Annotated in this window: 18 protein-coding genes and 1 pseudogene; 13 read left to right on the forward strand and 6 right to left on the reverse strand. The window is 45.4% G+C overall.

Translation table 11 applies throughout. From position 1 onward, the window contains the following. Nucleotides 1-3: 3 nt before the first annotated feature. A complete protein-coding gene (locus AC58UU_RS29445) occupies nucleotides 4-792 on the forward strand; it encodes an SDR family oxidoreductase (protein ID WP_497320858.1) in 789 nt (262 codons plus the stop codon). Nucleotides 793-1,033: 241 nt separating this feature from the next. Continuing rightward, nucleotides 1,034-1,280, forward strand: a pseudogene (locus tag AC58UU_RS29450) (SMP-30/gluconolactonase/LRE family protein); the annotation flags it as partial. 254 nt (nucleotides 1,281-1,534) lie between these two features. On the opposite strand, the gene AC58UU_RS29455 reads toward AC58UU_RS29450, so the two are convergent. The 5 genes from AC58UU_RS29455 to AC58UU_RS29475 all read right to left on the reverse strand — a co-directional run bounded on the left by AC58UU_RS29455 (nucleotide 1,535) and on the right by AC58UU_RS29475 (nucleotide 6,391). Continuing rightward, a complete protein-coding gene (locus tag AC58UU_RS29455) occupies nucleotides 1,535-1,957 on the reverse strand; it encodes a hypothetical protein (protein WP_497320859.1) in 423 nt (140 codons plus the stop codon). Between the two features lie 439 nt (nucleotides 1,958-2,396). Further along, on the reverse strand, nucleotides 2,397-3,821 hold the full coding sequence (locus AC58UU_RS29460; protein ID WP_497320860.1) for an MFS transporter: 1,425 nt from the start codon (nucleotides 3,819-3,821) through the stop codon (nucleotides 2,397-2,399). A gap of 65 nt (nucleotides 3,822-3,886) precedes the next feature. Continuing rightward, the gene (locus AC58UU_RS29465) at nucleotides 3,887-4,474 is read right to left on the reverse strand and encodes a TetR/AcrR family transcriptional regulator (protein WP_497320861.1); all 588 of its coding nucleotides are present in this window, start codon (nucleotides 4,472-4,474) and stop codon (nucleotides 3,887-3,889) included. Nucleotides 4,475-4,560: 86 nt separating this feature from the next. Continuing rightward, nucleotides 4,561-5,412: an EamA family transporter gene (locus AC58UU_RS29470; protein WP_497320862.1), complete on the reverse strand. Its 852-nt coding sequence runs from the start codon at nucleotides 5,410-5,412 to the stop codon at nucleotides 4,561-4,563. Nucleotides 5,413-5,440: 28 nt separating this feature from the next. Continuing rightward, nucleotides 5,441-6,391 (reverse strand): metallophosphoesterase family protein, encoded by a 951-nt coding sequence (locus tag AC58UU_RS29475; protein ID WP_497320863.1) that lies wholly within the window; start codon nucleotides 6,389-6,391, stop codon nucleotides 5,441-5,443. Nucleotides 6,392-6,615: 224 nt separating this feature from the next. On the opposite strand from AC58UU_RS29475, the gene AC58UU_RS29480 reads away from it, so the two are divergent. The 9 genes from AC58UU_RS29480 to AC58UU_RS29520 all read left to right on the forward strand — a co-directional run bounded on the left by AC58UU_RS29480 (nucleotide 6,616) and on the right by AC58UU_RS29520 (nucleotide 19,358). After that, nucleotides 6,616-8,271: a DUF4091 domain-containing protein gene (locus tag AC58UU_RS29480; protein ID WP_497320864.1), complete on the forward strand. Its 1,656-nt coding sequence runs from the start codon at nucleotides 6,616-6,618 to the stop codon at nucleotides 8,269-8,271. Nucleotides 8,272-8,410: 139 nt separating this feature from the next. After that, the gene (locus tag AC58UU_RS29485; protein ID WP_497320865.1) at nucleotides 8,411-9,181 is read left to right on the forward strand and encodes a DeoR/GlpR family DNA-binding transcription regulator; all 771 of its coding nucleotides are present in this window, start codon (nucleotides 8,411-8,413) and stop codon (nucleotides 9,179-9,181) included. 240 nt (nucleotides 9,182-9,421) lie between these two features. Then, complete coding sequence (locus AC58UU_RS29490) at nucleotides 9,422-11,074, forward strand: type 2 periplasmic-binding domain-containing protein (RefSeq protein WP_497320866.1); 1,653 nt, start codon at nucleotides 9,422-9,424, stop codon at nucleotides 11,072-11,074. 210 nt (nucleotides 11,075-11,284) lie between these two features. Further along, nucleotides 11,285-12,202 (forward strand): ABC transporter permease, encoded by a 918-nt coding sequence (locus AC58UU_RS29495; RefSeq protein WP_497320867.1) that lies wholly within the window; start codon nucleotides 11,285-11,287, stop codon nucleotides 12,200-12,202. Between the two features lie 12 nt (nucleotides 12,203-12,214). After that, on the forward strand, nucleotides 12,215-13,093 hold the full coding sequence (locus AC58UU_RS29500) for a carbohydrate ABC transporter permease (protein ID WP_216628071.1): 879 nt from the start codon (nucleotides 12,215-12,217) through the stop codon (nucleotides 13,091-13,093). A gap of 173 nt (nucleotides 13,094-13,266) precedes the next feature. After that, on the forward strand, nucleotides 13,267-15,555 hold the full coding sequence (locus tag AC58UU_RS29505) for a helix-turn-helix domain-containing protein (RefSeq protein WP_497320868.1): 2,289 nt from the start codon (nucleotides 13,267-13,269) through the stop codon (nucleotides 15,553-15,555). Between the two features lie 196 nt (nucleotides 15,556-15,751). Beyond that, nucleotides 15,752-17,179, forward strand: a complete 1,428-nt coding sequence (locus tag AC58UU_RS29510; RefSeq protein ID WP_497320869.1) for a spore germination protein — start codon at nucleotides 15,752-15,754, stop codon at nucleotides 17,177-17,179. After that, entirely contained in the window at nucleotides 17,176-18,246 is a 1,071-nt protein-coding gene (locus AC58UU_RS29515; protein WP_497320870.1) for a GerAB/ArcD/ProY family transporter, read from the forward strand. The genes AC58UU_RS29510 and AC58UU_RS29515 overlap by 4 nt, the downstream gene beginning before the upstream one ends. Beyond that, the gene (locus tag AC58UU_RS29520; protein ID WP_497320871.1) at nucleotides 18,243-19,358 is read left to right on the forward strand and encodes a Ger(x)C family spore germination protein; all 1,116 of its coding nucleotides are present in this window, start codon (nucleotides 18,243-18,245) and stop codon (nucleotides 19,356-19,358) included. Before AC58UU_RS29515 ends, AC58UU_RS29520 begins: the two co-directional genes overlap by 4 nt. Before the next feature lie 79 nt (nucleotides 19,359-19,437). Here AC58UU_RS29520 and AC58UU_RS29525 read toward each other — a convergent pair whose 3' ends face one another. After that, nucleotides 19,438-20,337, reverse strand: coding sequence for an AraC family transcriptional regulator (locus tag AC58UU_RS29525; protein ID WP_497320872.1), 900 nt, complete (start codon nucleotides 20,335-20,337; stop codon nucleotides 19,438-19,440). 162 nt (nucleotides 20,338-20,499) lie between these two features. Here AC58UU_RS29525 and AC58UU_RS29530 point away from each other — a divergent pair, with 162 nt between their 5' ends. Together AC58UU_RS29530 and AC58UU_RS29535 are read left to right on the forward strand one after the other, a co-directional pair. Continuing rightward, nucleotides 20,500-22,260, forward strand: a complete 1,761-nt coding sequence (locus AC58UU_RS29530) for a glycoside hydrolase family 35 protein (protein WP_497320873.1) — start codon at nucleotides 20,500-20,502, stop codon at nucleotides 22,258-22,260. Nucleotides 22,261-22,282: 22 nt separating this feature from the next. Beyond that, nucleotides 22,283-23,119 (forward strand): alkaline phosphatase family protein, encoded by an 837-nt coding sequence (locus AC58UU_RS29535; RefSeq protein WP_497320874.1) that lies wholly within the window; start codon nucleotides 22,283-22,285, stop codon nucleotides 23,117-23,119. Nucleotides 23,120-23,283: the final 164 nt, after the last annotated feature.

Raw genomic sequence — 23,283 nt, forward strand, 5'->3', positions numbered from 1 at the left:
GAAATGAAACTGGATGATTTAGCGTTATCATGGAATGCGAAGGAGAGTCTGGCCGGCAAAGTAGCCTTGGTGACAGGCGCCAGCAGCGGCATTGGAGCATCGATTGCTAGGAAGCTGGCAAAGCGCGGCGCACATGTGACCGTGGTGGCACGCCGGCGGGAACGATTGGATGAGCTGGTTCAGGAATTGCATAAAGAGGAATTGTACGAGGTTATGGCGGTAACTGCTGATATTCAAAATGCTGAAGAAGTACAGCATGTGGTCAATGCAATTATTAATCGCTGGGGGCGTCTTGACATTGTAGTCGCCAATGCCGGATTCGGATATCGAAGTACTTTGGTAGATGTGGATCTGGAAAGGTGGGAGGAGATGTACAGGACCAATGTGCACGGTCTTATGCTGACACTGCGGTATGGGCTCCCCCCGATGCTGGGTCAGGGCAAGGGAGATGTCATTATCATCTCCTCGATTGCCGGCAAGGAAGTGATTGCCGGAGGAGGCCCATACAGCGCGACTAAATACGGCGTTAACGCCATAGCGTCTGCATTGCGTTTGGAGACACTTTCTCAGGGGATTCGCGTTACTACGATTCAGCCGGGGGCGGTGGCAACGGAATTTTCTCAGGTGGCCGGGTATTCCGAGGATGAAATTCGCACGTTTGCTTCGAACGTCTTGCCGTTACATCCCGATGATGTTGCCGAGGCAGCACTCTATGCACTAGAGCAGCCTGAGCATGTCAACATTTCGGAACTGACCATTATGCCTTCAAGGCAAGCGCAGCGGTTCAAATAAAGCGACGTCCATCACATGTACCATTGCCCAACCTATAAGAGCTCAAGCGAGTTAACGCTTGGGCTTTTGTTTTTCGAAAGAAATCAATGATTTTATTAAGAATTTCCAAGGGTCTTATTTTAGCTTGAGAAAAAATCTCATCAACATGAGTTCGATAGACTCCTTTGGGCATAATAAACGGTTCTTCTTGTAAGTCTTGTACGTCAATTGTTTTTTCTTCTTGAAATCGATGTCCTTCGGGAAATGTGATCCAATGACCAATCAGACGACAGTCCTATTAGAAGGTCTCTATTTTGCGAACGGGGTTGCCTTGTCTGAGGATGAAGATTACGTGCTTGTGGCGGAATCGTATCATTATCGGAAGCTGGCATGATCCAGAAGGCTCATTGTTTGGCGTAACGACGGCAGCAAGCCATAGTGGATATTTATATATTGGAACGGCACCTGGAGGCAGTAAAGGCGTTCATCGCGTGCTTTTAACAAAATAATGTTGGAATCCGGGAGGGAACGAATCATTTTATAAACTTAGCTACAAATTTAGTGATTAATAGGGATGGCAAAAATAAAGCTATCATAAAAATAAGCAGCAATACATTAATAAAGGGCGATATCCCTCCGTCGAAAAAGAAAGTATACGTCCACTTAAAACCGGTGAACAACAGAAAATATGTGAATATTAAGAAAATGGTTAATAGGATTTTCCTCATGATTCTTACGACCGTCCTTTTGTTTGCTGCTTAATTTAAGGCTGCTCCATTTGATAATTAACGGTTTTCTCATTTAAATACATTTCAATTTTTTCGGGTGGGGTATCTAACGTAATTATGAAAAGGGACTCAGGTTTAACATACTGCTCGTCTGAGGCCATTTTATCTTTCAAAAGTATAGATAAAGTTCCATCTTTCAGATTTAGTTTAATTGTTCTATAGTCGTAGCTAAGGTCTTTTTTGGAGTAAATGAGGTAACGTATCTTATCTGTTTGATCCTTATGTTCATTCATTTTTCTAATATAAATACCATTTTCTTGTGATTTAGTTTGCACCCATGTTTGTAGACTTGTATCAAGATCAGATCGTTCAACATTCTTGGGAGTTATTTGTTCATTTGAACATCCAATCAATAGTAAGAAACAAATGGAACCTAAGATTCTGATCAAAATAGTCATAGATTCTCCCTTATGTTAGTCATACGAGACCGTCGATTCATTTCCCATAACTGTTAGGAAGCTTCGTGAAGTTAGATGGGCTATATTGGTTACCAATGTTGTAAAATCTACAACAATTCACACCCCAAAAGGCTATTTGGCAAGCTGAAGTTGCAGTTTGTACAACATTTCTAACCCATTTGTCGCGAAATGGCCTGAATGGGGCTAAATTGTTGTACATTATGCAACATCGAAGGAGATTGGCGGGATTTAGGCAGAAATTGTTGCACTTTTTACAACATCAATTCAACCGAGAATAAGGATTCATTCATCCGGCAACATCAAGTGAGAATATATGACGATGGATTGCTTGTGTTCTAGCATATTGTCATACCCAAAATTTGTCAACGAAATCAAGTAGGCCCATGCAACTGCGCATGTGCCTTTTTGATTTTGTCATTTAGTTATAACTATTCAATAAAGCAGCTGCCTCAGACTCCTTCAAGACCACAGCCTTCTTTTGTTTCTTTCTGCCAAACGAGAAATAGTAAATCGCTAGAATAACCAGTTGCAATGCGGCTATAACGAAGCAGATATTGCTGAAAATAAAGCCAGTTGAATAGCTATAAAAGGGGTTCCAGTTTGGAATGCCTTGTGATCCAAGATCAACGATTCTACTGTATATGCCGATCGCAATCCCTTGCGAAATGAAGTTGACCATCGCTAGCATGCCCATCCCAACGCCAACTTGTTCCTTAGGCAGGGTTCTTGAGACCGAGTTGGATAACGCAATGACAATGAAAGATTGCCCGACGTTGCCAAGAATCAGAAATACAGCAATAAGCAGGGGGGAACCTCCAGTAAAAGTGGAGAGTAAAATAAAACTAGCCAGCAGTAGGCTTGAAGCCACATAAACAACAAACGAGTTGCCTTTTAGATCCGCGAGTCTACCGCCTTTACGTCCAAATACAGCCGAAGCAACTGCTGCAGGGACCATTGCGAAGCCGATCCAAACGGATGGTAACTTCTGAATATCTGCTAATAGCAGAGGGCTAAGTACATAGAGAGAGCAGCAAGTACCGCTGATGAGGAATGAAATGGTCAGTCCGAGTGTGTACTTTTTATTTCGAAAGAGTCTTGGCGCAATAAAGGGCTCCCCAGCCGTGCAAATTCGAGCAATGAATAACCCTAGAGCGAGTAAGCCACCTAACAAAAGCCAGATTCCCTTCGTAACACTCAGCAGAAATAAAGCTATTGTGATGGCCAACAGACTGCCGCCAATCCAGTCAAATTTCCCTGTTGTCCCAGGTTGTTCATTTCCTAAATACTTACGGTAAAGAGGGAGGGTTGCCAAAATAAGCAAAGGTACAGCGAATAACCAGCGCCAGTGTACCGCGCTAACGATTAAAGCAGCGACAACAGGCCCGAGTGCATTACCAAAAGCCAAACCTACCGCGGTCATACCAAGAGCTGCACCTCTACGCTCCGGAGCGAAATAACGCAAAGGTATGATCATCGCAATCGCGGGAATAACCGCAGCTCCGGATGCTTGCAGACATCGGCCGACTAGCGCTATCCCGAATGTTTGTGAGGTCAGCCCAATGAGAGACCCGGCCGCAAATACAAGGAGTCCGAAGGTTATCAAACTTTTCAGCTTATAGCGGTCTGCTAGCTTCCCATAGGTGACTGCGCCAATCGCGTAGATAAGAATGTAGGCAGAAGAAAGCCAGCTGACCTGGGAAATCGTAAGGGAGAAGTCTTCACTAATTTTGGGTAAGACGATGTTGAACATGATGCCGCTCATCATAGATATAGTCAAGGTGAACATCAAAATGCGCATTAATTTGTCGCCGGCTTGCTGCGGTTCTTGGGCTTGGTTAGTCATACGATACCACATCCTTTTTGAAAATTTGACTGTCAGTACTGACTGACATTTAGTCTGTAAAAAAACTAGGGTTGTAAGGCCCTAGCAAAAATCTTTACGCTCTCTTGAATAAATGGCTCCAACGAAATGGTTGAGTAATTTTTATGGCTGTCGAGATCGTTCATGAACGCCCCGAAATTCATCATCATAAAGGAGAAGGCGTGCATCTCCGGATTCGTAGGAATTATTTTGCCTTTCTCAGACATTGTGATGAAATAATTCGTTAAGATTTCCAGCAATTGCAGAGGATGCTTATGCGTACGCTCGCGGAATCCGGGCAGTTGGCCTTCTTCTTTGTGACTGATCTGGATCAATTTGCGATTACGGTTCATAATCTCATGATAGGTTTTACTGACCAGAAGCAGATCCTTCTCCAGATCCCACACGAGCTTTTCACTAAACAGCTTCTTCATCTCTTCGGCATAATGATAGCGGTCAAATGCGGCTTCGAGAAGCTTCTGTTTACTGCCGAATTGGCGAAACAATGTCTTCTCACTAAGACCTGCTTCCGTGGCAATTTCAAGGGTGGTTACCCCATTGTAGCCTTTAGCCGCGATCAGATTGAGTGCCGCCAAGAGAAGTCTATCGCTGCTTCCCAGCTTGCTGCCGTCCATATTATCCCTCTTCCGCATCAATGTCAGTACTCACTGACATTATAATATGCTGGATATGGAATAAAGTCAATGTAGATATATCCTGTTTATCCAAAAAAGCTAATGATCAGAATGCCGATCAAGATGAGAATTGAGCAAATAATTCGTAGTGTGCCTTGCTTTTCTTTGAGCACAACAATGCCCAGAATTGTAGCAAAGACAGTGCCAATCTCACGAATTGGAGAGATATGGGCGACAGGGGCATATTTCATGGCGAACAAAAATAACAAATAAGATCCAGGATTGAGGATAGCTCCCAATAAAATGATCTTGGCGTTCAGCTTCCACTCGACGCGAAGTTGTTTAGAAGCGAGTACAATCGGCGTCAGTGCAGCCATGAACCCGATATTCGTAACCTCTAATAAAGAGATAGCTGAGACATGCTGAAGATTGATGCGATCAACAAAAACGTAGCATGTCGTACATAGGCCGACACTAAGGGCCATAAGGAATGGTTTAACCGTTCCGGCGGATGTTTGTTTTCGGGTGAAAATACCGCTAAGCCAAATGAAACCGAAGACCATGCAGAGCAGACCTATCCAACCGTATATCGATAAGGATTCACGAAGAAACAAGACGCTGCCAATGGGAATGAAGAGCGTGCTGGTGCCTCGCATAATCGGATACACCTGGGAGAGGTCGCCCATATTGTAAGTGCGTGCCAACAATAGGGAGTAGACGCTTTGCAAACACGCCGATAAAAGTAAGAATCCGTAGGCTTTTAGAGATAAAGGGGTAAGCCATAGTTCTCTGATTAAATAAGGAAGAAGTCCGATTGTGGTTACCATCATGATGGACCATAGGAAGACGCTTTTATTTTGGCTTCTTTTGGTGAATAAGCTCCAGACTGCATGCGTAAGACCTGAGGCTACGACTAATAAAATTGAAACGATAAACAAGCGATCATCTCCAAACGATTAGGTAGGGTTAAACCCCAGGTTGGTGTTCGGGTTGATCACGGATTACCGTGCCGTCAGCCAGTCGCAGCCAGGATTCGAAAGAACGCTCGCCTTCGCGGAGTCGAATCATTCTGGCACCACGAGGGAAGTCGTCTTTGCCATAGGTATTGTAGCCTGTTGCTCTTCCGTAGCAGAGACGTACTCCATGAAGCTCGCCCCAATAATCGTTGACGTGGTCGTGGCCGCAGAAAGTTCCGATGACATCGCCCATTTCTACCATGGCTGTAAATAGTCCTGAATTGACAGGAGAGCAGCAGACATGTTCAAACTTGTTGCCATAGCAGGTCTCATTCTCCCAAACTTGTTTATATTCCGGAAGCGGGATGTGAAAGAAAGCCAAGGCAGGGTATGCCTGTGCCCCGAGGCTCGATTGGAGCTTACGGGATTCCTCCCTGAACCAGTCGATCTGATTGCTGCGAATCCAATCATAACCTTGGATATGCGGCAGCACAGAGCGATCCCCGGAATCAAAGAAGTACAAAGCGGCAGCGGTCTGACCATCGGGACCGGAAATGGACAATGTATAATTGCCAACACCGTTAATTTCTTCTGGTCCACGCTGGGTAACGGTATGGGAATGCTCCAGCACTGTTTTCATGAGCTCATCTCTAGTGATGGTAGTTTCTGTATCGTGGTTACCGAACACAACAGCCCATGGAATACCGCGAGATTCGGCCGTGTGAACGGCATCGCGAAACGCTTGGTGCGGATGCTTGCAAACAGATTCACCGGATGCCCCATACCCTGTGTAAATGACGTCGCCAGTAAATACGACAAGGTCAGGATGCTCGGCGTCTAGCACTTCTTCCATTAGACGACGTGTTTGCTGATCCTCTTCCTCACCACTTTCCCAATGTAAATCGGTGAACTGGGCAATCGTAAAAGTGCGATCTTCGCGAAAGGCAAGCTGATGCTGCACGATAATGTCCTCCTATAAGTTGTATTTTGTAGTAATCATGTTGTTTCTTTATAATATATTGTTGTTTGTTGGCTATTGTATCGCTGGTTTGTTATGCTGTCAATGAAGAATTTTTTTCACAAAAAAGAGCGATTAGGCAAAAAATGCCGATATACTGTAGGGAGTAACAACCGTATCTTTATAATTAATAACCATATTAATTGTAAGTAAAAGGAGCCTACATAATGTCTGATAAAAAGGTAGGATTACGATGTTTGAATTCTTTGGCTAAAGTAATCGCTCATCATGAACTCGATTCCCGTTATTTGCTTGAAAGAGCAACAACGTTCAGCAACGAAATTTACTCGTTTCAGGTAGCCTATCGAGCGGAGCAGCTTATCAAAGGCATACGTATCGAAATCGAATCACCTCTAGCCGAGTGTATAACGGTACGAAAAGTGGGGTTGGTGCCAAGTGAATTAGCATGTTATGGCGATCATGATGATTATGTGATCAGTGATCAACCTGGTCTGTATCCCGATCCGTTGATGCCATTGGATGTAATTGGTGAGGTCGCTTTACCTGGAAGTTGGAGCTCTCTATGGATAACGGTGGAGCTCAAAGATCAACATTCAGAGGGTGTGTATCCGATTGATGTGATTTTGTTATCTGCTGATGGCAATCGGATGGGTTCAGAACGCATCGATTTACAAGTACTAAGCGGTTCTTTGCCCAAGCAAAAGTTGATTCGAACCGAATGGTTTCATACGGATTGTTTGGCCAATCATTACAATGTGAATGTCTTCAGCGAAGAGCATTGGACACTTATTGAGCAATATGTTCAAACTGCTGTCAAACAAGGAATCAATATGATTTTAACACCATTATTCACGCCTCCATTGGATACAGAAGTTGGCGGTGAGCGGACTACTGTGCAGTTGGTTGAAGTAGAGCGGGATGAGAATGGGTACCGATTTGATTTTCGCTTACTGGAGAGATGGATAGCGCTTGGAGAACGCTGCGGGGTTGAATATTATGAGTTTTCTCATTTATTTACGCAATGGGGGGCACAGTTTGCACCCAAAATCATGGCTGCGGAAAAGGGGCAGCTGAAGCGGATATTTGGTTGGGAAACAGACGCAACTGGAGAAGAATATGGCCAGTTCCTAGAGGCATTTTTACCTGAATTGGATCAGTTTATCAAAAAGCAGGGTATTCAGGATCGCGTATTTTTCCACGTTTCGGACGAACCGACCTTGGACAATTTAGAATCATATCGAGCAGCAAGTACCCGGTTGAGCCAGTTTCTTCAAGGCTATCCTACGTTCGATGCACTTTCGGATTATGAATTTTACGCACATGGCCTTGTGAACACACCAGTGGTGGCCAACAATCATATCGATTCCTTTATTAGCCGCGGCGTGGATAACCTGTGGACTTATTATTGCTGTGCGCAGTATAAAAAAGTATCGAATCGATTCTTTGCATTTCCTTCGGAGAGAAATCGGATCATTGGATTCCAGTTATATAAATTTGATATACGAGGATTTTTACACTGGGGGTATAACTTCTGGTATTCGCAATATGCACGTAAAATGGTGAATCCATTTGTCCAAACGGATGCAGATCGAGCTTTTCCATCTGGGGATGCCTTTCTTGTATATCCAGGAGAAACGGGACCAATCGAATCTATTCGAATGGTTGTATTTTATGAAGCTTTGCAAGATGTAAGGGCGCTTGAAATGTTAGAAGGTTTGATTGGTCGCGAGAAAACGATTGCTATGATGGAAGAAGATCTTGCTGTGCCATTAACATTCAGCGATTATCCGCATGAACCCGACTGGATTATCAAGAAGCGTGAGCAGATCAATCAACTTATTGCATCGCTGGCTAAAGGATGAAGCTGATCCGTTGACATCGTAAGCGCCACCTTATAAACTGGATGAAAACAACAGGAAACATCACCATGTGGATATCATCGGTCAATAGCTGATGCTTACGATGCCAGTTTTCCTTACGGAAAACTCTTAGGAGGCCATTATGTCTTTAACATACGAAGATCGCAGGATGACCATCCTGAACCATTTGGAGATGGAAGGGAAAGTGCAGGTGCATCACCTGTCTGAGATGCTTAACGTCTCGACGGAAACGGTGCGGCGGGACTTAGATCGACTAGAGAAGGAAGGCAAGCTTCGCAAAGTGTACGGAGGCGCTGTCAAAATGCGCATGGAGCTTGTTGAGCCTCCCTTTCTCAAGCGGACCCAAATGATGAAGTCAGAGAAAACTGCGATCGGCAAGCTGGCTGCCTCTTTGATCCAAGACGGTGAAACGATCATGCTGGATAACGGCACGACGACGATTGAAATTTTGCCTTACCTGAAGGATCGTACGAGTGTAACCTTGATTACCCATTCTGTCCCGATTCTCAATCTGGCCATGGAAACGTTCCGGGGAAGAATTATCTTCGCAGGCGGGGAAGTGAACATCGAGTATCAAGCTGCAACAGGCTCATTGACAGATCAGATGCTGGATCAATTTAAAGTGAACAAAGCGTTTATCTCCGTTGGAGGCATCTCACTCGTGGACGGGATTACCGACTTCCATTTGGCTGAAGCCATCATTTCGCGAAAAATGATGCAGCGAGCCGAGGAATCCATTCTGGTAGCGGATCATTCCAAATTCGGAATGTCTACGTTCGCCAAAGTCTCAAAGCTCGAGGAAATCTCGATGCTCATTACCGATCCGGGGTGCTCGAAGGAATGGATCGATAAGATTGAGGCGCTCGGCATTGAAGTGCTGATCAGCGACTAATAGGAAAATCGCCACCAAACCGGCTCTCATAGCGGCGAAAGGGCGATTTTTTCTTTGCAAATAAGGGCATTCTCAAAAAATGAGGATGGTACAAAAAGAAGCGACGTCTATTCCTAAGAAAACAATACGATTGAATAATCGACGATATACGACATGAGCAAGCGTGAGATATGCTTCTTTCACAGGGCTAATCCGCTTCACGGCGTTAGCGCCGGATTACGATATAAGGGGAGTGTTTCCATGAAAAGAAGACCTCAATTAAAAGTACTGCCAATCGCGGCAACCATTCTTGCTCTAACGCTTGCAACCGCTTGTGGAAAAGCTGGATCTACAAATGATGCTGCTAAGGATAGCACAGCTCCAGCGTCATCAGTGTCATCAGTTTCTAAAGATCCTGTGAAGGTGACATTATGGACACCGATGAATCCGAATGCGAAAGCAGTCGTCAAAAGCTTGAACGAGCTGCCTATGGTGAAAGAGTGGGCCAAGAAGACAAACGTAACATTTGATTTCCAACATTCTTCTGGAAACACACCGCAAGATGATGTTCAACAATACGGTGTCATGGTTGCTTCTAATAATTTGCCGGATTCGATGCTGTGGAATTGGAACGGTGTGCAGGGTGGAACATCCAAAATGTTCAAAGACGGCACGATTATTAAACTGAATGATTTAATTGAAAAGAATGCGCCGAATTTGAAAAAAATTCTGGACACTAACCCTCAAATCGCCAAACAGATCAAGGCGGATAACGGTGACATTTACGCGATGCCTCACCTGAAGGTAGGACAATACGGTCAGTACAAAACATTTAGCGGCATGGTCATTCGTCAGGATTGGCTCGATGAGCTCGGACTGAAATCGCCGGAAACGATAGATGAGTGGGAAACAGTGCTGAAAGCGTTCAAAGAGAAGAAAGGCGCTATTCCTTTCACATTGAACAAATCCTATCCGATGTCATTTGCTGACTTCGCAGGCGCATACGGTGTTGCGGGAATGTCGACGATTGCCAATGCGAACAGCTTCTATATCGATAATGGGAAAGTGAAATTCGGACCTGCTCAACCGGAATTTAAGCAATATTTGACGACGATGCAAAAATGGTACAAGGAAGGTCTGATCGATCCAGACTTCGCTTCCAATGACACCAAAACGATGGATGCGAAAGTAACATCCGGCAAAGCGGGAGCATTCTACGGGTTCATCGGTGGAAGCATCGGTACGTATACACCGGCGCTGCAGAAGACAGACCCGAAAGCGAAGCTTTCTGCTGTCCAATATCCCGTTTTGAAAAAGGGCGACGAGCCTAAATTCGTGCAAGCGTCATGGGAATACGACAACATTGGAACGGTCATTACGAGTGCGAACAAGCATGCTGCAGAAACGGTAAAAGCCTTGGACTATCTGTATAGCGAAGAAGGAGCAATGCTCAAAAATTTCGGTATCGAAGGTCAGACGTACACGAAAGTTGACGGTCAACCGAAGTACACGGACCTGATCTTGAAAAATCCGGACAACCTGCCAATCAGTCAAGCAATGGCTAAATATTTTATCGCCAACTACGGCTTCTCCGGTTTGGATGATGACCGTTACAACGATCAGTATTATCAATTGCCGGCACAAAAAGATGCTGTAAAACTATACGCTAAATTTGCGAATAATGCCTATAAAGTGATACTGCCTCCTGTCGTTCTGTCCACAGATGAAGCGAAGGAGTCTGCGAAGATTTTGAACGACGTGAGCACGCTGTTGACGGAGCAAATTACAAAAATTGTAATGGGTGCCGCAAAAGTTGAAGATTACGACAAAACGATAGAACAAGTGAAAAAGATGAATATGGACCGTGCTGTGGAGATCTACCAAGCAGCAACAGATCGTTACAACAAACGCTAAAAATTTCGAGGGGAGCCAGCCTCCCCTTCTGAATAAATAATTCTGGGGCTCCCCGCAAAGTATTGTATAAACTCCTATCGAAGTAAGCCGAAGAAGCTTGACCGCATTAAGCGGAAAGTTTAGACGCCGACCGAGCTATCACTCGGTGCGGACGGAGTAAGCTTCGAAGGTTCCACGTCACTTTGTGGGGGTCTGTTAGGAAGTGAGAACATGGCTAATTCCATTCGGGTTTTACTTGATGACATAAGAAAAAATCGCGCGATCTACCTGATGGTACTGCCGGTTGTGCTGTACTTCTTCATTTTTAAATATTTCCCGATGTATGGCGCAGTTATCGCCTTCAAGGATTTTAGTCCTGCGAAAGGCATTTGGGGCAGCGATTGGGTAGGATTTCAACATTTCAAAGATTTCTTTCAAAGTTATTATTTTATCCGCGTGCTGCGCAATACGTTTCTGATCAGCTTTTATAACTTGATATTCGGCTTCCCGGCACCGATTATTCTTGCGATCCTTTTGAATGAGCTGCGCCAGAAGCTTTTTAAATCGATTGTGCAGACGGTTTCTTACTTGCCGCATTTCATTTCGATTGTGGTCATTTCAGGGTTAATTATTGACTTCACGAATCGTGGAGGGATTGTAAACTCCATCATAATGTTTTTTGGCGGGCAAGATTCTGCCCTTATGAATAATGCAGAGAATTTCCGTACCATTTTCGTCAGCACATCTGTTTGGCAAGAACTCGGTTGGTCATCCATTATTTATTTGGCCGCGCTTAGCGGGATCAACCCGGAATTGTACGAAGCTGTTCGCGTTGATGGGGCAGGAAGGTTCCGTCAAATCTGGAGTGTAACGCTTCCCGGACTTATTCCAACGATTATGATTTTGCTCATTCTTCGAATTGGCGGATTGATGGAGGTCGGCTTCGAGAAGGTCGTTCTGCTTTATAATCCAAATACGTATGAAACTGCGGATGTAATTTCGTCTTTTGTTTATCGTGAAGGGCTGGCACAAGGGAATGATTACAGCTATACAACGGCCGTAGGACTATTTCAATCCATGATCAACTTCATTTTACTTATTAGCGCTAACAGCATATCCCGCCGATTCTCGGGCAGCCGGTTGTGGTAGGAGGAACTAAATATGAAATTAAGCGCAACTGAGCGTCTATTCGATATCGGTAATGCGATTCTTATGATATTGCTTATCGTCTGTACGTTGTACCCTTTCTACTATGTGTTCATGGCTTCCATCAGCGATTCCAATTTGCTAATCCAGCATTCGGGCTTGTTGTTGAAACCGCTGGGGTTTAACCTCGACGCTTTTCAGAAAGTGATTGCGAATCCAAACATTTTGACGGGATATGGGAATACATTGCTCATCCTGATTCTGGGCACAGCGGTAAATCTGTTTTTTACTACGCTTGGGGCCTACGCGCTGTCCAGAAAGTTCGTGATGCGCAAGTTCTTGATGATCTGTATCGTGTTTACGATGTATTTCAGCGGCGGATTGATTCCGACGTATTTGTTAATCAACAACTATCTGCACATGGGAAATAGTTACCTTGCACTCATCTTACCCGTGGCGATCAGCACATGGAACTTGATTATTATGCGAACTTCGTTCGAAGCGATCCCTGAGGGCTTGATGGAATCCGCTAAGATTGATGGCGCAGGCGAATGGCGCATTTTGTTCCAGATTGTAGTACCGCTGTCCATGCCTGTTATTGCCGTTATGGTGCTTTACTATGGCGTAGCCCACTGGAATTCCTGGTTTAATGCGATGCTGTTTCTTCACGATCGGGAGATGTTTCCGCTGCAGCTGATTCTTCGAGAAATTCTGGTGCAAAACAGCACGGATTCGATGACCACTGGAACGGGGAATGCGAACGACACGCAAGCGATTGGGGAAAGTATTAAATACGCAACGATCATGGTGGCTACATTGCCGATTCTGATTGCCTATCCTTTTTTACAGAAATATTTTGTGAAAGGCGTCATGGTTGGAGCGCTCAAAGAATAACGACCAGACCTGTTCTCTTTTTGGATCTTCAAAAAGGGGGCGGGATATTTGGTTTTTTCCACTTTCTGTGAGGGATTCACTAAAAATGATGATGATACAAAAATCGTAGATGTACTTGAGCGGATGAAGATGGGATAATACTGCATACAGCATGAGTAAGGGAGGACATCTTTGTGAAGAGGAGCGTATTTTTATTTTGGCTTTACTCGAACTTAACCATTCTATGTATTCCCATCGTCATCACGATGTTAGTTCTTTTTCAGTCGCAGCATTTATTGAGTTCGGAGGTCATTCGATCCAACAAAGCGCTGCTTAACCAGGTTAAGCAATCGCTGGACAATCAGTTCAAAGATATTAAGCGGATGGGTCTCCAGCTTTCCCTGGATCCTAAAGTCATTAAGTATGTTAATCAAGCTGATTTCAACAATTCACAAGTCAAGATCGATACACTGGATTTGATCACTTCGCTTCGTTCTTATGCCGCCTCGAATGGGGATATTAACGATTTATATGTATATATGAAAAAAGGGCATTTCGGGGTTACAACATCGACAATGAATCAAGATGAGCTCCTTTTCCAATTGCTACACGCAGGAAATAAAGGCATCACCATGAAGCAATGGAGCGACAGTATGGAGAAAATCTACTATGGGAATTTCCTTCAATTCGCTGACGATGACATGGTGTACATGCAGTCACTGCCGATTCAGAATGCCAGCGAAGCGCCGGCAACACTTGTTGTTATGCTGAACGCAGAACGTTTAAAAGAAGCCATCTCTAATATTCAGATTGCTCAAGCAGGCAGTGTGTTAATACTCGATTCCACCAATAAGCTGCTGATGACCGCTGGCGATTCGGATCATGTATCCGATATTGATTTCAAGCAGATCAGCTCAGCGGAAGGCTCATTTAGTCAAAAATGGGGCAAGGAAGAGGTAACGGTTTCTTACGTTTCTTCAGTTGAAAATGAATGGAAGTATGTTTCCATCGTTCCAACAAAAATTTATTCAGCGAAAGTAAGTCAATTGCGCAGCTGGATTTATGCGGGTTTATTTCTGTGTATTTTTGTCGGTGGTCCGATGTCCATCTGGCTGACGCGAAGACATTATATGCCGATCCGCCGCATGGTGGATTTGGTTTCTCCGAAGGTGAAGTCCAATATCGAAGGGATTGGGAATGAATTCTCACTGCTCCAGTCCTTCATGTCGGAGAATGAAGCTTTGCAGGTTACGGCGAACCGAACCATCCAGAAGCAGCAAGACGTGCTGCGCAGCCATTTCTTGGCACGACTGCTCAAAGGCAGAGTCGAGAGCGGTTCTGCACTCGCGCAATCGATGGAATCGTTTGACCTGCGATTTGAGACGAACCGATTTGCCGTATTACTGTTTCATATCGGCGATTATGCGGCTTTATTTGCTGATAGCGGGAAGCGCGATGCGGAGTCCAGATTGCAATATGTTTATTATATTGTGACGAACATTACGGAAGAGCTGATTGGCCGAAAACATACGGTTTTCACGACCGAAGTGGACGGTATGATTGCTTTCCTGGTTAATATTCAGAATGACGATGAAGCTCGGACGAAGCAGGATTTGATTGAGATTGCACAAGAAGCGCAGACGATAATTCAAGGGAAATTTTATATTCAGCTGACGATTGGCATCAGTGATATCCATCCACTGGTGACGACCGGAATCCCTCTTGGATTCGACGAGGCGCTGGAGGCGCTTGAATATAAATTTGTCATTGGCCCGAGCCAAATCATACCTTTTGATCGGATCAAACGACCGAAGAATGAGCTGTATTATCCGCTAGATATGGAGCGGCAGCTGATCAATCATATTAGAACTGGACAGTACGAGGAAGCTATGGAAGCCGTAAGTGAACTGATCGTAACGAATGTGTCGGACGGCACGTTGTCACTGCAGCTCGGTAAGCTTCTCATGTTTGAACTGATCGGCACGATTTTGAAGGCCATTGAGCATCTGGATCAGGGACCTAATGAATTGGCGGTAGAGAAGCATGAGCTCATCAAACAATTGACCCAGTGCGAGTCCTTCGTGGAAATTGAAGATGAAATTTATAAGTTTTTGAAAACCGTTTGTGACTATGTCGATTCCAAGAAGAAAAGTCATAATACGAATCTGAAGGATCAAGTGCTGAGCTATATTGATGAGCATTTGGCGGATATGGATTTGAGCCTGACCTCACTGTCTCTGAAGTTTGAAGTCAATGCGCCTTATTTATCACGCTTCATCAAAGAGCAATCCGGTGAAACGTTTATTGACTATGTCAATAAACAGCGTGTCCAGCTGGCTAAGCAGTTGATGACGGAGACCGATGATACGATTACGGATATTACGCAAAAGGTCGGTTTTTCGAACAGTAATACCTTCATCAGGGTATTTAAACGCTATGAGGGGATTACACCGGGGCAGTTCAGGAAAGGAGACCAGCCATGACGATCTTTTCTTATATTGAGAAAATTTGACGTACAATATGTCAATTCCGCGCTTCCTCAGACTTTTGAGGAGGCGCTTATTTGTTATTTATACCTCAACGAATGAAGCCGTTTCATATTCCTTGCGCTATGGATGTATTTGGATAAATTGAGCAAACTAGCAAATACTAGCCGCAATTAGGGTGGGAGGAAAAAGCATGGACATGCACCAAGATTCATTCCAAATCTCAACGGAGATGGAGACGAATATCCGTAACCTTATCCATAGTTTCAATTCTTCCGACGATGTACGGACTAGGGAATTTCACTTAAATGGATTAAAGGGCTCCTTCCTCTATCTTAACTCTTTAACTGATCGGGATAAGCTGCAATCCGATGTATTGAAACCTCTGCTTCACGCCAGAGAGAACCGTCTTGAAGACATCCTTCCCATCCTGGATATAGAGCTCGCCCACGATTTGAAGGCTGCAGCGGCAGGGATGCTTCAGGGCAAATGCGCTATTCTGCTTGATCAAAGAATGGATATTTTGTTAGCGGATGTTAGTGTAAGTGTAGTTCACAGCATTACTGAACCGCAAAATGAACAAACGATTCGCGGATCTCATGAAGGGTTTGTCGATGACGCTGGCGTCAACGCGCAATTGATCCACAAACGGTTGAAGAATGCCAATCTTATCGAACGGCATTTCACATTGGGTACTCAAAACCCGACTACAGTAACGCTGCTATATATGAGTGATCTTGCTGATCTGAACATTGTAGACGAGGTTATCGCTAATCTACTCACTAATCAAGCGAGGTTTATTAAATCTGCCGGTCAAATTACAGATCGTTTAGAGAGCAGCCGATGGTCGCTGTTCCCACAAATGCTTTTTACCGAAAGACCCGACACTACAGCGTCTCATTTAATGGAAGGAAGGATTGCTCTTCTCGTCGACAGCAGCGCGTTCGCGATCATTCTGCCAGTGACTTTCTTTATGTTTTTTCAGATCGCAGACGATTTTAATGTCAGGTGGTGGAACGGAACTTTTTTCCGGTTTCTCCGGTTTATCAGCGTTATGGCCGCGTTAGCGCTTCCATCGATTTACATATCCATTGTCTCCAATCATTTTGAGGTGCTGCCGATTGATTTAGTTTTTTCATTGAAAGCCTCGTTGGAAAATATCCCTTTCAGTCCGCTGATTGAGGCCTTGTTCATGATCACTGTGCTGGAGCTACTCAGAGAAGCTGCCATTCGGCTGCCTAAATCGATTGCATCAACGCTGTCCATTGTCGGTGGTCTTGTCATAGGGACTGAAGTTGTCAATGCGAGCTTAGTTTCCACGACGATGATTGTTGTCATTTCTCTGACAGCCGTTGCATCTTTCACTGTACCTTCTCATGAAATGCGGCTCGCGATTCGGCTCATCAGCTTTCCCATCATGGTCGCATCATCGCTACTTGGTTTTGCGGGTATCGCGTTTAGTTTCAGCCTACTGTTCATGCATCTAAGCAAACTCGAAACGTTTGGCATTCCTTATTTTTATCCGTTTACTCCCTTTAAACCAGACCGAATCTTGTCTGCACTAGTTCAGCTTCCAAGGCGGATCTTCGGCAGGAAAGCTTCCGATAGGAGGGCTTCATGACACGGATTCAATTATTTGCATTTATTCTGCAAACACAAATCGGTATCGGCGTTCTGGCTTTCCCTTATGATTTGCATAAGTCCGCCGGCGTGGACGGTTGGATTTCCATTCTTTTGGCTGGGGGCAGTATACAACTCTTATTGCTTGCCTACATAGCTCTCTGCAAAAGGTTTCCGCGGCAAAATTTATATGAGTTTACACCTCTTATCGTTGGCAAATGGTTCGGAAATCTGCTCAACGCGATGTACATTTTTCATTTTACATTTACGACTTGCCTGATTCTTTTGCTGGAATTGATGTTCGTCGAGCTTTGGATATTGCCATTTTCAAATCCTTCGTTCATTATTGTTGCAAATTGTGTGATTCTCGTCTACTTTGCCAAGGAGAACATTCGGATCATCGCCCGGTATCATGCCTTGGTTACCTTATTAATTTTTATTATGTTAGCGCTCATGTTTACTAGTTTTGGCACTATGGATTACCGGTATCTTCTGCCTGTCGGGCAGCAAGGTTGGACCGCGATCATGATGGGAATGAAAAGTTCTGTCATCTCTTTCTTGGGTTTTGAGCTGCTGCTTATACTGGGTTCCGATGTGCAAACGAAAGGAAAGAGCCTGATTGCTCCTGTTCTGTGGGCAAACGGACTCGCAACTTTCTTTTTTTTGATTGTCGTCCTGGTGTGCTTTATAAATTTTAGCCCCGAGTCGATCGCCTTCATCCCGCAGCCGGTACCTTACTTTCTGAACGGGATTTCACTGCCTTTTTTGGAACGAGTGGATCTTATTTTTCTTTCAGTCTGGCTGGTGAAGGTGACGGCAACACTCATCAGTTACATCTATGCTGCCGGCAAGGGAATGGGCTATTTGTTTCATCGCAACGAGCACAGCAAAGCCATCTATTATTTAGCCCCTATCGTATGTCTGGTCGGATTGTTTTGGAGATCGGAGGAAAGGATCAAAATTTTCGAGAAAATCACCGAGATTGAAACCTTTGTCATTATTGGGATTCCGATTGTGCTCTTATTACTCGCATGGCTGACAGGAAAAAGGGGGGAACAGCCGGCATGAGACGCATGTTAATTGTATGTCTGATTGCCATCTTGCCATTGTCGGGATGCAATTATCATAACGAGTTGAAAAATTTGCAGCTCATCTATGCAACGTCGCTTGATATAAACGATAAGAATGAAATCGTCACCACCGTCACCATTCAATCACCGGGTGGGAAGGAAAGAACGGCTCCAGTACACGAAGTGCTATCGGCTTCAGGCCCTACGCTGCAAGAATCTTTATATAAAAATATCGGCATGCAAATCGCAGGCCCGATCGGCACATCCAAAAATCAAGTGATGCTCATCAGCGAAAAGCTGGCGAGAAAAGATTTAGCGGATATCCTCGACTCCACATTTCGGAATTCAAACGATCCTATGCTCGCCAAATTAGCGATCGTCCGCGGGAATCCCAGCGAATTGATTCGACTTGAACGTATCGGCTCCGCAACAGCGGGGGAGTATTTGCGAAAAATCCTCATAAGCGCCCGATATGAAACGGTCATTCCGTCTGTTACCTTACATTCGATTTACCCTATTCTGCACGATCCGGGACGCGATTCCGTCATTCCGCTTGTAAAAAAGGAAAAGGATAAAGCAGTTGTTGATGGCGTGGCCCTTATGCATAAACGTAAGTATACGGGCTATTTTCTATCGCCGGAACAATCTTCATTATTTCTCTTAATGAGCGGTAGGAGAGGCGACATCTGCGTCATCACGCGAAAATTAGAGGAAGCGCGTTCCAAAAATGATCCCTCGCAATATTTATCTCTTGACATCATTAAATTAAAGCGAAAAAAGCATGTCTGGATTGATCCTACGGGGCAAATTAGGGTTCAATTGCATCTCAAAATGAAAGCCTCCGTCATTGAATACGCAAAAGACGATCTATCCGACAAGCAGAAGATTGCGAAATTGAACAAGCGTTTCTCCGAATTGCTTACCCTTGAAGCGCAAGATATTTGCAAGTTGCTTCAGCGTTCACATTCAGATGCTTTTGCTATAGGTCGAGATATCATGGCTTTTTACCCGGAAAAGTGGAAACAGATGAACTGGGAGACGGAGTACCCAGAAGTGGATTTTCAAGTTTCAACAGAAGTAGAGATTGTTTCTCACGGAATTATCAACTAGCGTGTTTCAACTGGCAGCTATAACAATAAAGAAAGCGCCCCTACAATTGGTTTGGGCGCTTCTGCTTTTTGGTCTGCACTTATGGCACAGCATGATGCTTCGGCTTGAATTCACTTGGCGACTGGCCGGTCCAGCGCCGGAATTGCCGCGAGAAGTGGCTGGCCGAATGGAAGCCGAGCTTCTCCGCAATGTCCGTCATTGGCAAATTGGTTGTGACGAGCAGCTCTTTGGCTAGGTTCAGCTTTTGCCGGCTGACATACTGACGCGGTGATAGCCCGTATACCTTGGAGAAGAGCTTGCTGCATTGACTGCGGCTCAGATTCAGCTCTTTCGCAACCCCCGCAACGGACGCCTCCTCGCAGAGACCGAGCGATAGCTTCTCTTCAATCGCATGGGCGACATCCGCGGTGAACAAGGAGGCGTCTTTGTCCTTCATAGGCACATGTCTACTTAGTGAGTCGTGTTCGCGAATCAAATTTAGCACGTCATGAATGATGAGCAATGTATATGAGTGCAGCAGCAGCTTATCCTCGAAGCGCAAATAGGGTTGCTGCTCTTGCTTGGCGGTATCCATCGACCGATTGCGATGCATGACGGCCTCTAGTTTGCTCAAATAGAACTGAAGCTTGCTTTGCTCCGCATCCTGATGATGGATGTGCCGATAAGGAGTAGTTGAGAGCAGGCTGCGTATTTCGGTATCATCGAGATCAAAATGCACATTAAAGTAGCCGTAATCTACGGAAGCCAAATTCGAAGATTGGTGCCTGACGCCGGATTTGATCAGCAGCCAGTCTCCTTGCTGCATCGTAATGGATTCGCGGTTCATTTCTTGGACAACTTCACCCTCCGAGCAGTAAAGCAGCTCAAACAAATGATGATGATGCCTTGGGTAGTGCCATCCTGGGGGCTGCAAGCCAAAATGGCATCCTACTACTTGTAACGTATTGATCATGTTCGGAAAACGGTATAAATCTTCCATGAAGGGCTCCTTCCGTACGTCATCGTTGTACGTTCCATCATATCATTGAACTGGCACATTTGGTATAGAAAATGCTCCATTTGGAGATTGAGGATTGACCGACTTTTCAGCGATGATTAGATCATTCATACACTATCACATTCATCAGTCGGAGGGATAACCGTGGCCATTTTACAAGCCCAAAATAAGCAGTTTCTTTTAGATGGGAAGCCTATTCAACTCATATCTGGAGCCATCCATTATTTTCGCGTCGTGCCTGATTATTGGGAGGATCGTTTATTGAAGCTCAAAGCCTGCGGGTTTAATACCGTGGAGACGTATATGCCTTGGAACTTGCATGAACCGGAGGAAAATGTTTTTAATTTCGCTGGCATTGCGGACGTGGAGCGATTCATTCGGAAGGCTGGCGAGCTGGGGCTGCATGTGATCTTGCGACCAAGCCCTTATATCTGTGCGGAGTGGGAGTTTGGCGGATTACCGGCATGGCTGTTGAAATATACGGATATGCGGCTTCGCTGCATGGATCAGGCTTACCTGGAGAAAGTCGACCGTTACTATGACGCGCTGATCCCTCTACTGGTCCCGCTGCTTAGCACAAATGGTGGACCCATCATTGCGATGCAGATTGAAAATGAATATGGCAGCTACGGCAATGACACAGCGTATTTAACGTATTTGCGGGATGGGCTCATCAAGCGCGGCGTTGATGTTATGCTGTTTACGTCTGACGGTCCGGAGGACGGCATGCTGCAGGGCGGGACAGTTCCAGGCACGCTTGCCACTGTGAACTTCGGTTCTAAACCGGAGGAAGCTTTTGATAAGTTTCGTGAATACCGTGTTGATGAGCCGCTCGTTTGCATGGAGTACTGGAACGGTTGGTTTGATCACTGGTTGAAGCCTCACCACACGCGTGATGCGGGCGATGTTGCAGAGGTATTCGACCGTATGCTTCGCGCTGGCGCCTCAGTGAATTTCTACATGTTCCACGGCGGGACGAACTTTGGCTTCTACAACGGAGCGAACTATGGTGATAAATATGAAGCGACCATCACCAGCTACGACTATGATTCTCCTTTGTCCGAATGCGGAGATGAGACAGAGAAATATAGAGCTGTCCAGAGCGTGATTGCTAGCTATCTAGGAAAAGATGTTAAGGATTTCCCTGAATTGCCTGCACCCATTCAGAAGAAAAGCTATGGTCGTATTGCTTTGACTGAAAGTGCAGATATGCTTGACCATTTGCCGCTTCTCTCAGAGTCCGTGAAGCGCGTTTACCCGGAACCGATGGAGAAGCTCGGCCAAAGCTATGGATTCATCGTTTATTCCACGCATGTGTCCGGGCCGCGTACCGGTGAGAAGCTGCACCTGCAGGAGGTACATGACCGTGCGCAAGTCTTCTTGGACGGTGTCTACCAAGGCACGGTGGAAAGATGGGATTCGCGTCCACTCCCGATGGACATTCCCGCTCAGGGCGCGAAGCTTGACATTGTGGTCGAGAACATGGGGCGCATCAACTATGGTCCGAAGTTAAAGGACTATAAAGGCATTACAGAGGGTGTACGGATGAACAATCAGTTCTTGTTTGATTGGACAATATATCCACTCCCACTGGACGATTTGACGGCGATTCCATTTGGACGTTCCGCTGAGGTGAGTGAAAGGAATGATCGTCCTGCCTTTTATCGAGGGGAATTCACCGTAGAAGAAGCGGGGGACACGTTCGTTCGTTTAGATAGCTGGTCGAAAGGCGCAGTCTGGATTAACGGGTTTAACTTGGGACGTTATTGGGAAAAAGGGCCGCAGCAAACGTTGTATCTGCCGGCGCCATTACTGCGAATTGGACGCAATGAAATTATCGTATTTGAATTACATCATACGGATACGCCAGTCATTGAACTGACGGATACACCGGATTTGGGATAACTTGTAATCGGAGGGATTGACAATGGCATCACCCATGGCAGTCAAAAGAGTCATCATTCTTGGTATAGATGGAGCGGGGGCATTCGTCAGCGAAGCGGATACGCCGTATATCGATGTACTCCTCCTGGGCGGAGCCAAAACGGATCATGCCCAAACCGTATTTCCCTCCAATAGCGGGGAATGTTGGGGTTCTCTGCTGCATGGTGTAACGCCGGAGAGGCATGAGTCCCATTTGAATATTAAAATGGAACGGAACTACCCAATAGCCTCGGTAGCGCCTTCCTTATTTCAAATCCTAAGTGAAGCCAAACCTAACAGCAAGATGGCTTCCTTCGTCTCATGGAAACCGATCCAGACCGGAATCATTGAAGAGAACGATGCAGTTTATAAATACGCTGCACCGGATGAAGAATTGGTTCCTGCCATTGCCGCGTATATCCATAACAACCCGGATTTTGAGCTGCTATTCGTTCAGTTGGATGATGTGGATGCTGCTGGCCATCGGCATGGGTATGGCTCCGAGGACTACTTAAAGGCGATCTCGCGCGCAGACAATCAAATCGGAGAGATCAGTAAAGCCATTCTAGATGCAGGAATGCTGGAAGACAGTCTGATTATCGTAACGACGGATCATGGCGGCGGGGGCTTGGACGCTTTCAATCATGGCAGCGATCATCCGAAAGACATGACGATTTTCTGGGGCTGCCGCGGTCCTGGCGTTCAAACAGAGGCTGATTTGGCCGGCCTGACTATCATGGACACGGCTGCCGTCGCGCTGTCTGCGCTGGGCCTGCAAATTCCTGATAATTGGGATGCCAAGCTTCCGAGCGGGTTGCTGGTGAAAACGGGGCAACGCTAAGGATGACACACAGCGACTGGAGATAGCCAGACGCCGTATGGGCTCAGCACGAAGGAGTCAGGCTCTCAAATTTTTAGTAAAGGAACCTCCAATTCCACTTGAAGTGGGAATGGAGGTTCTTCTTTTTATAATTGAGATCGGAATTCAAATTGGCTTTTGGGACA

Source organism: Paenibacillus sp. JT22N1, assembly GCF_059692155.1.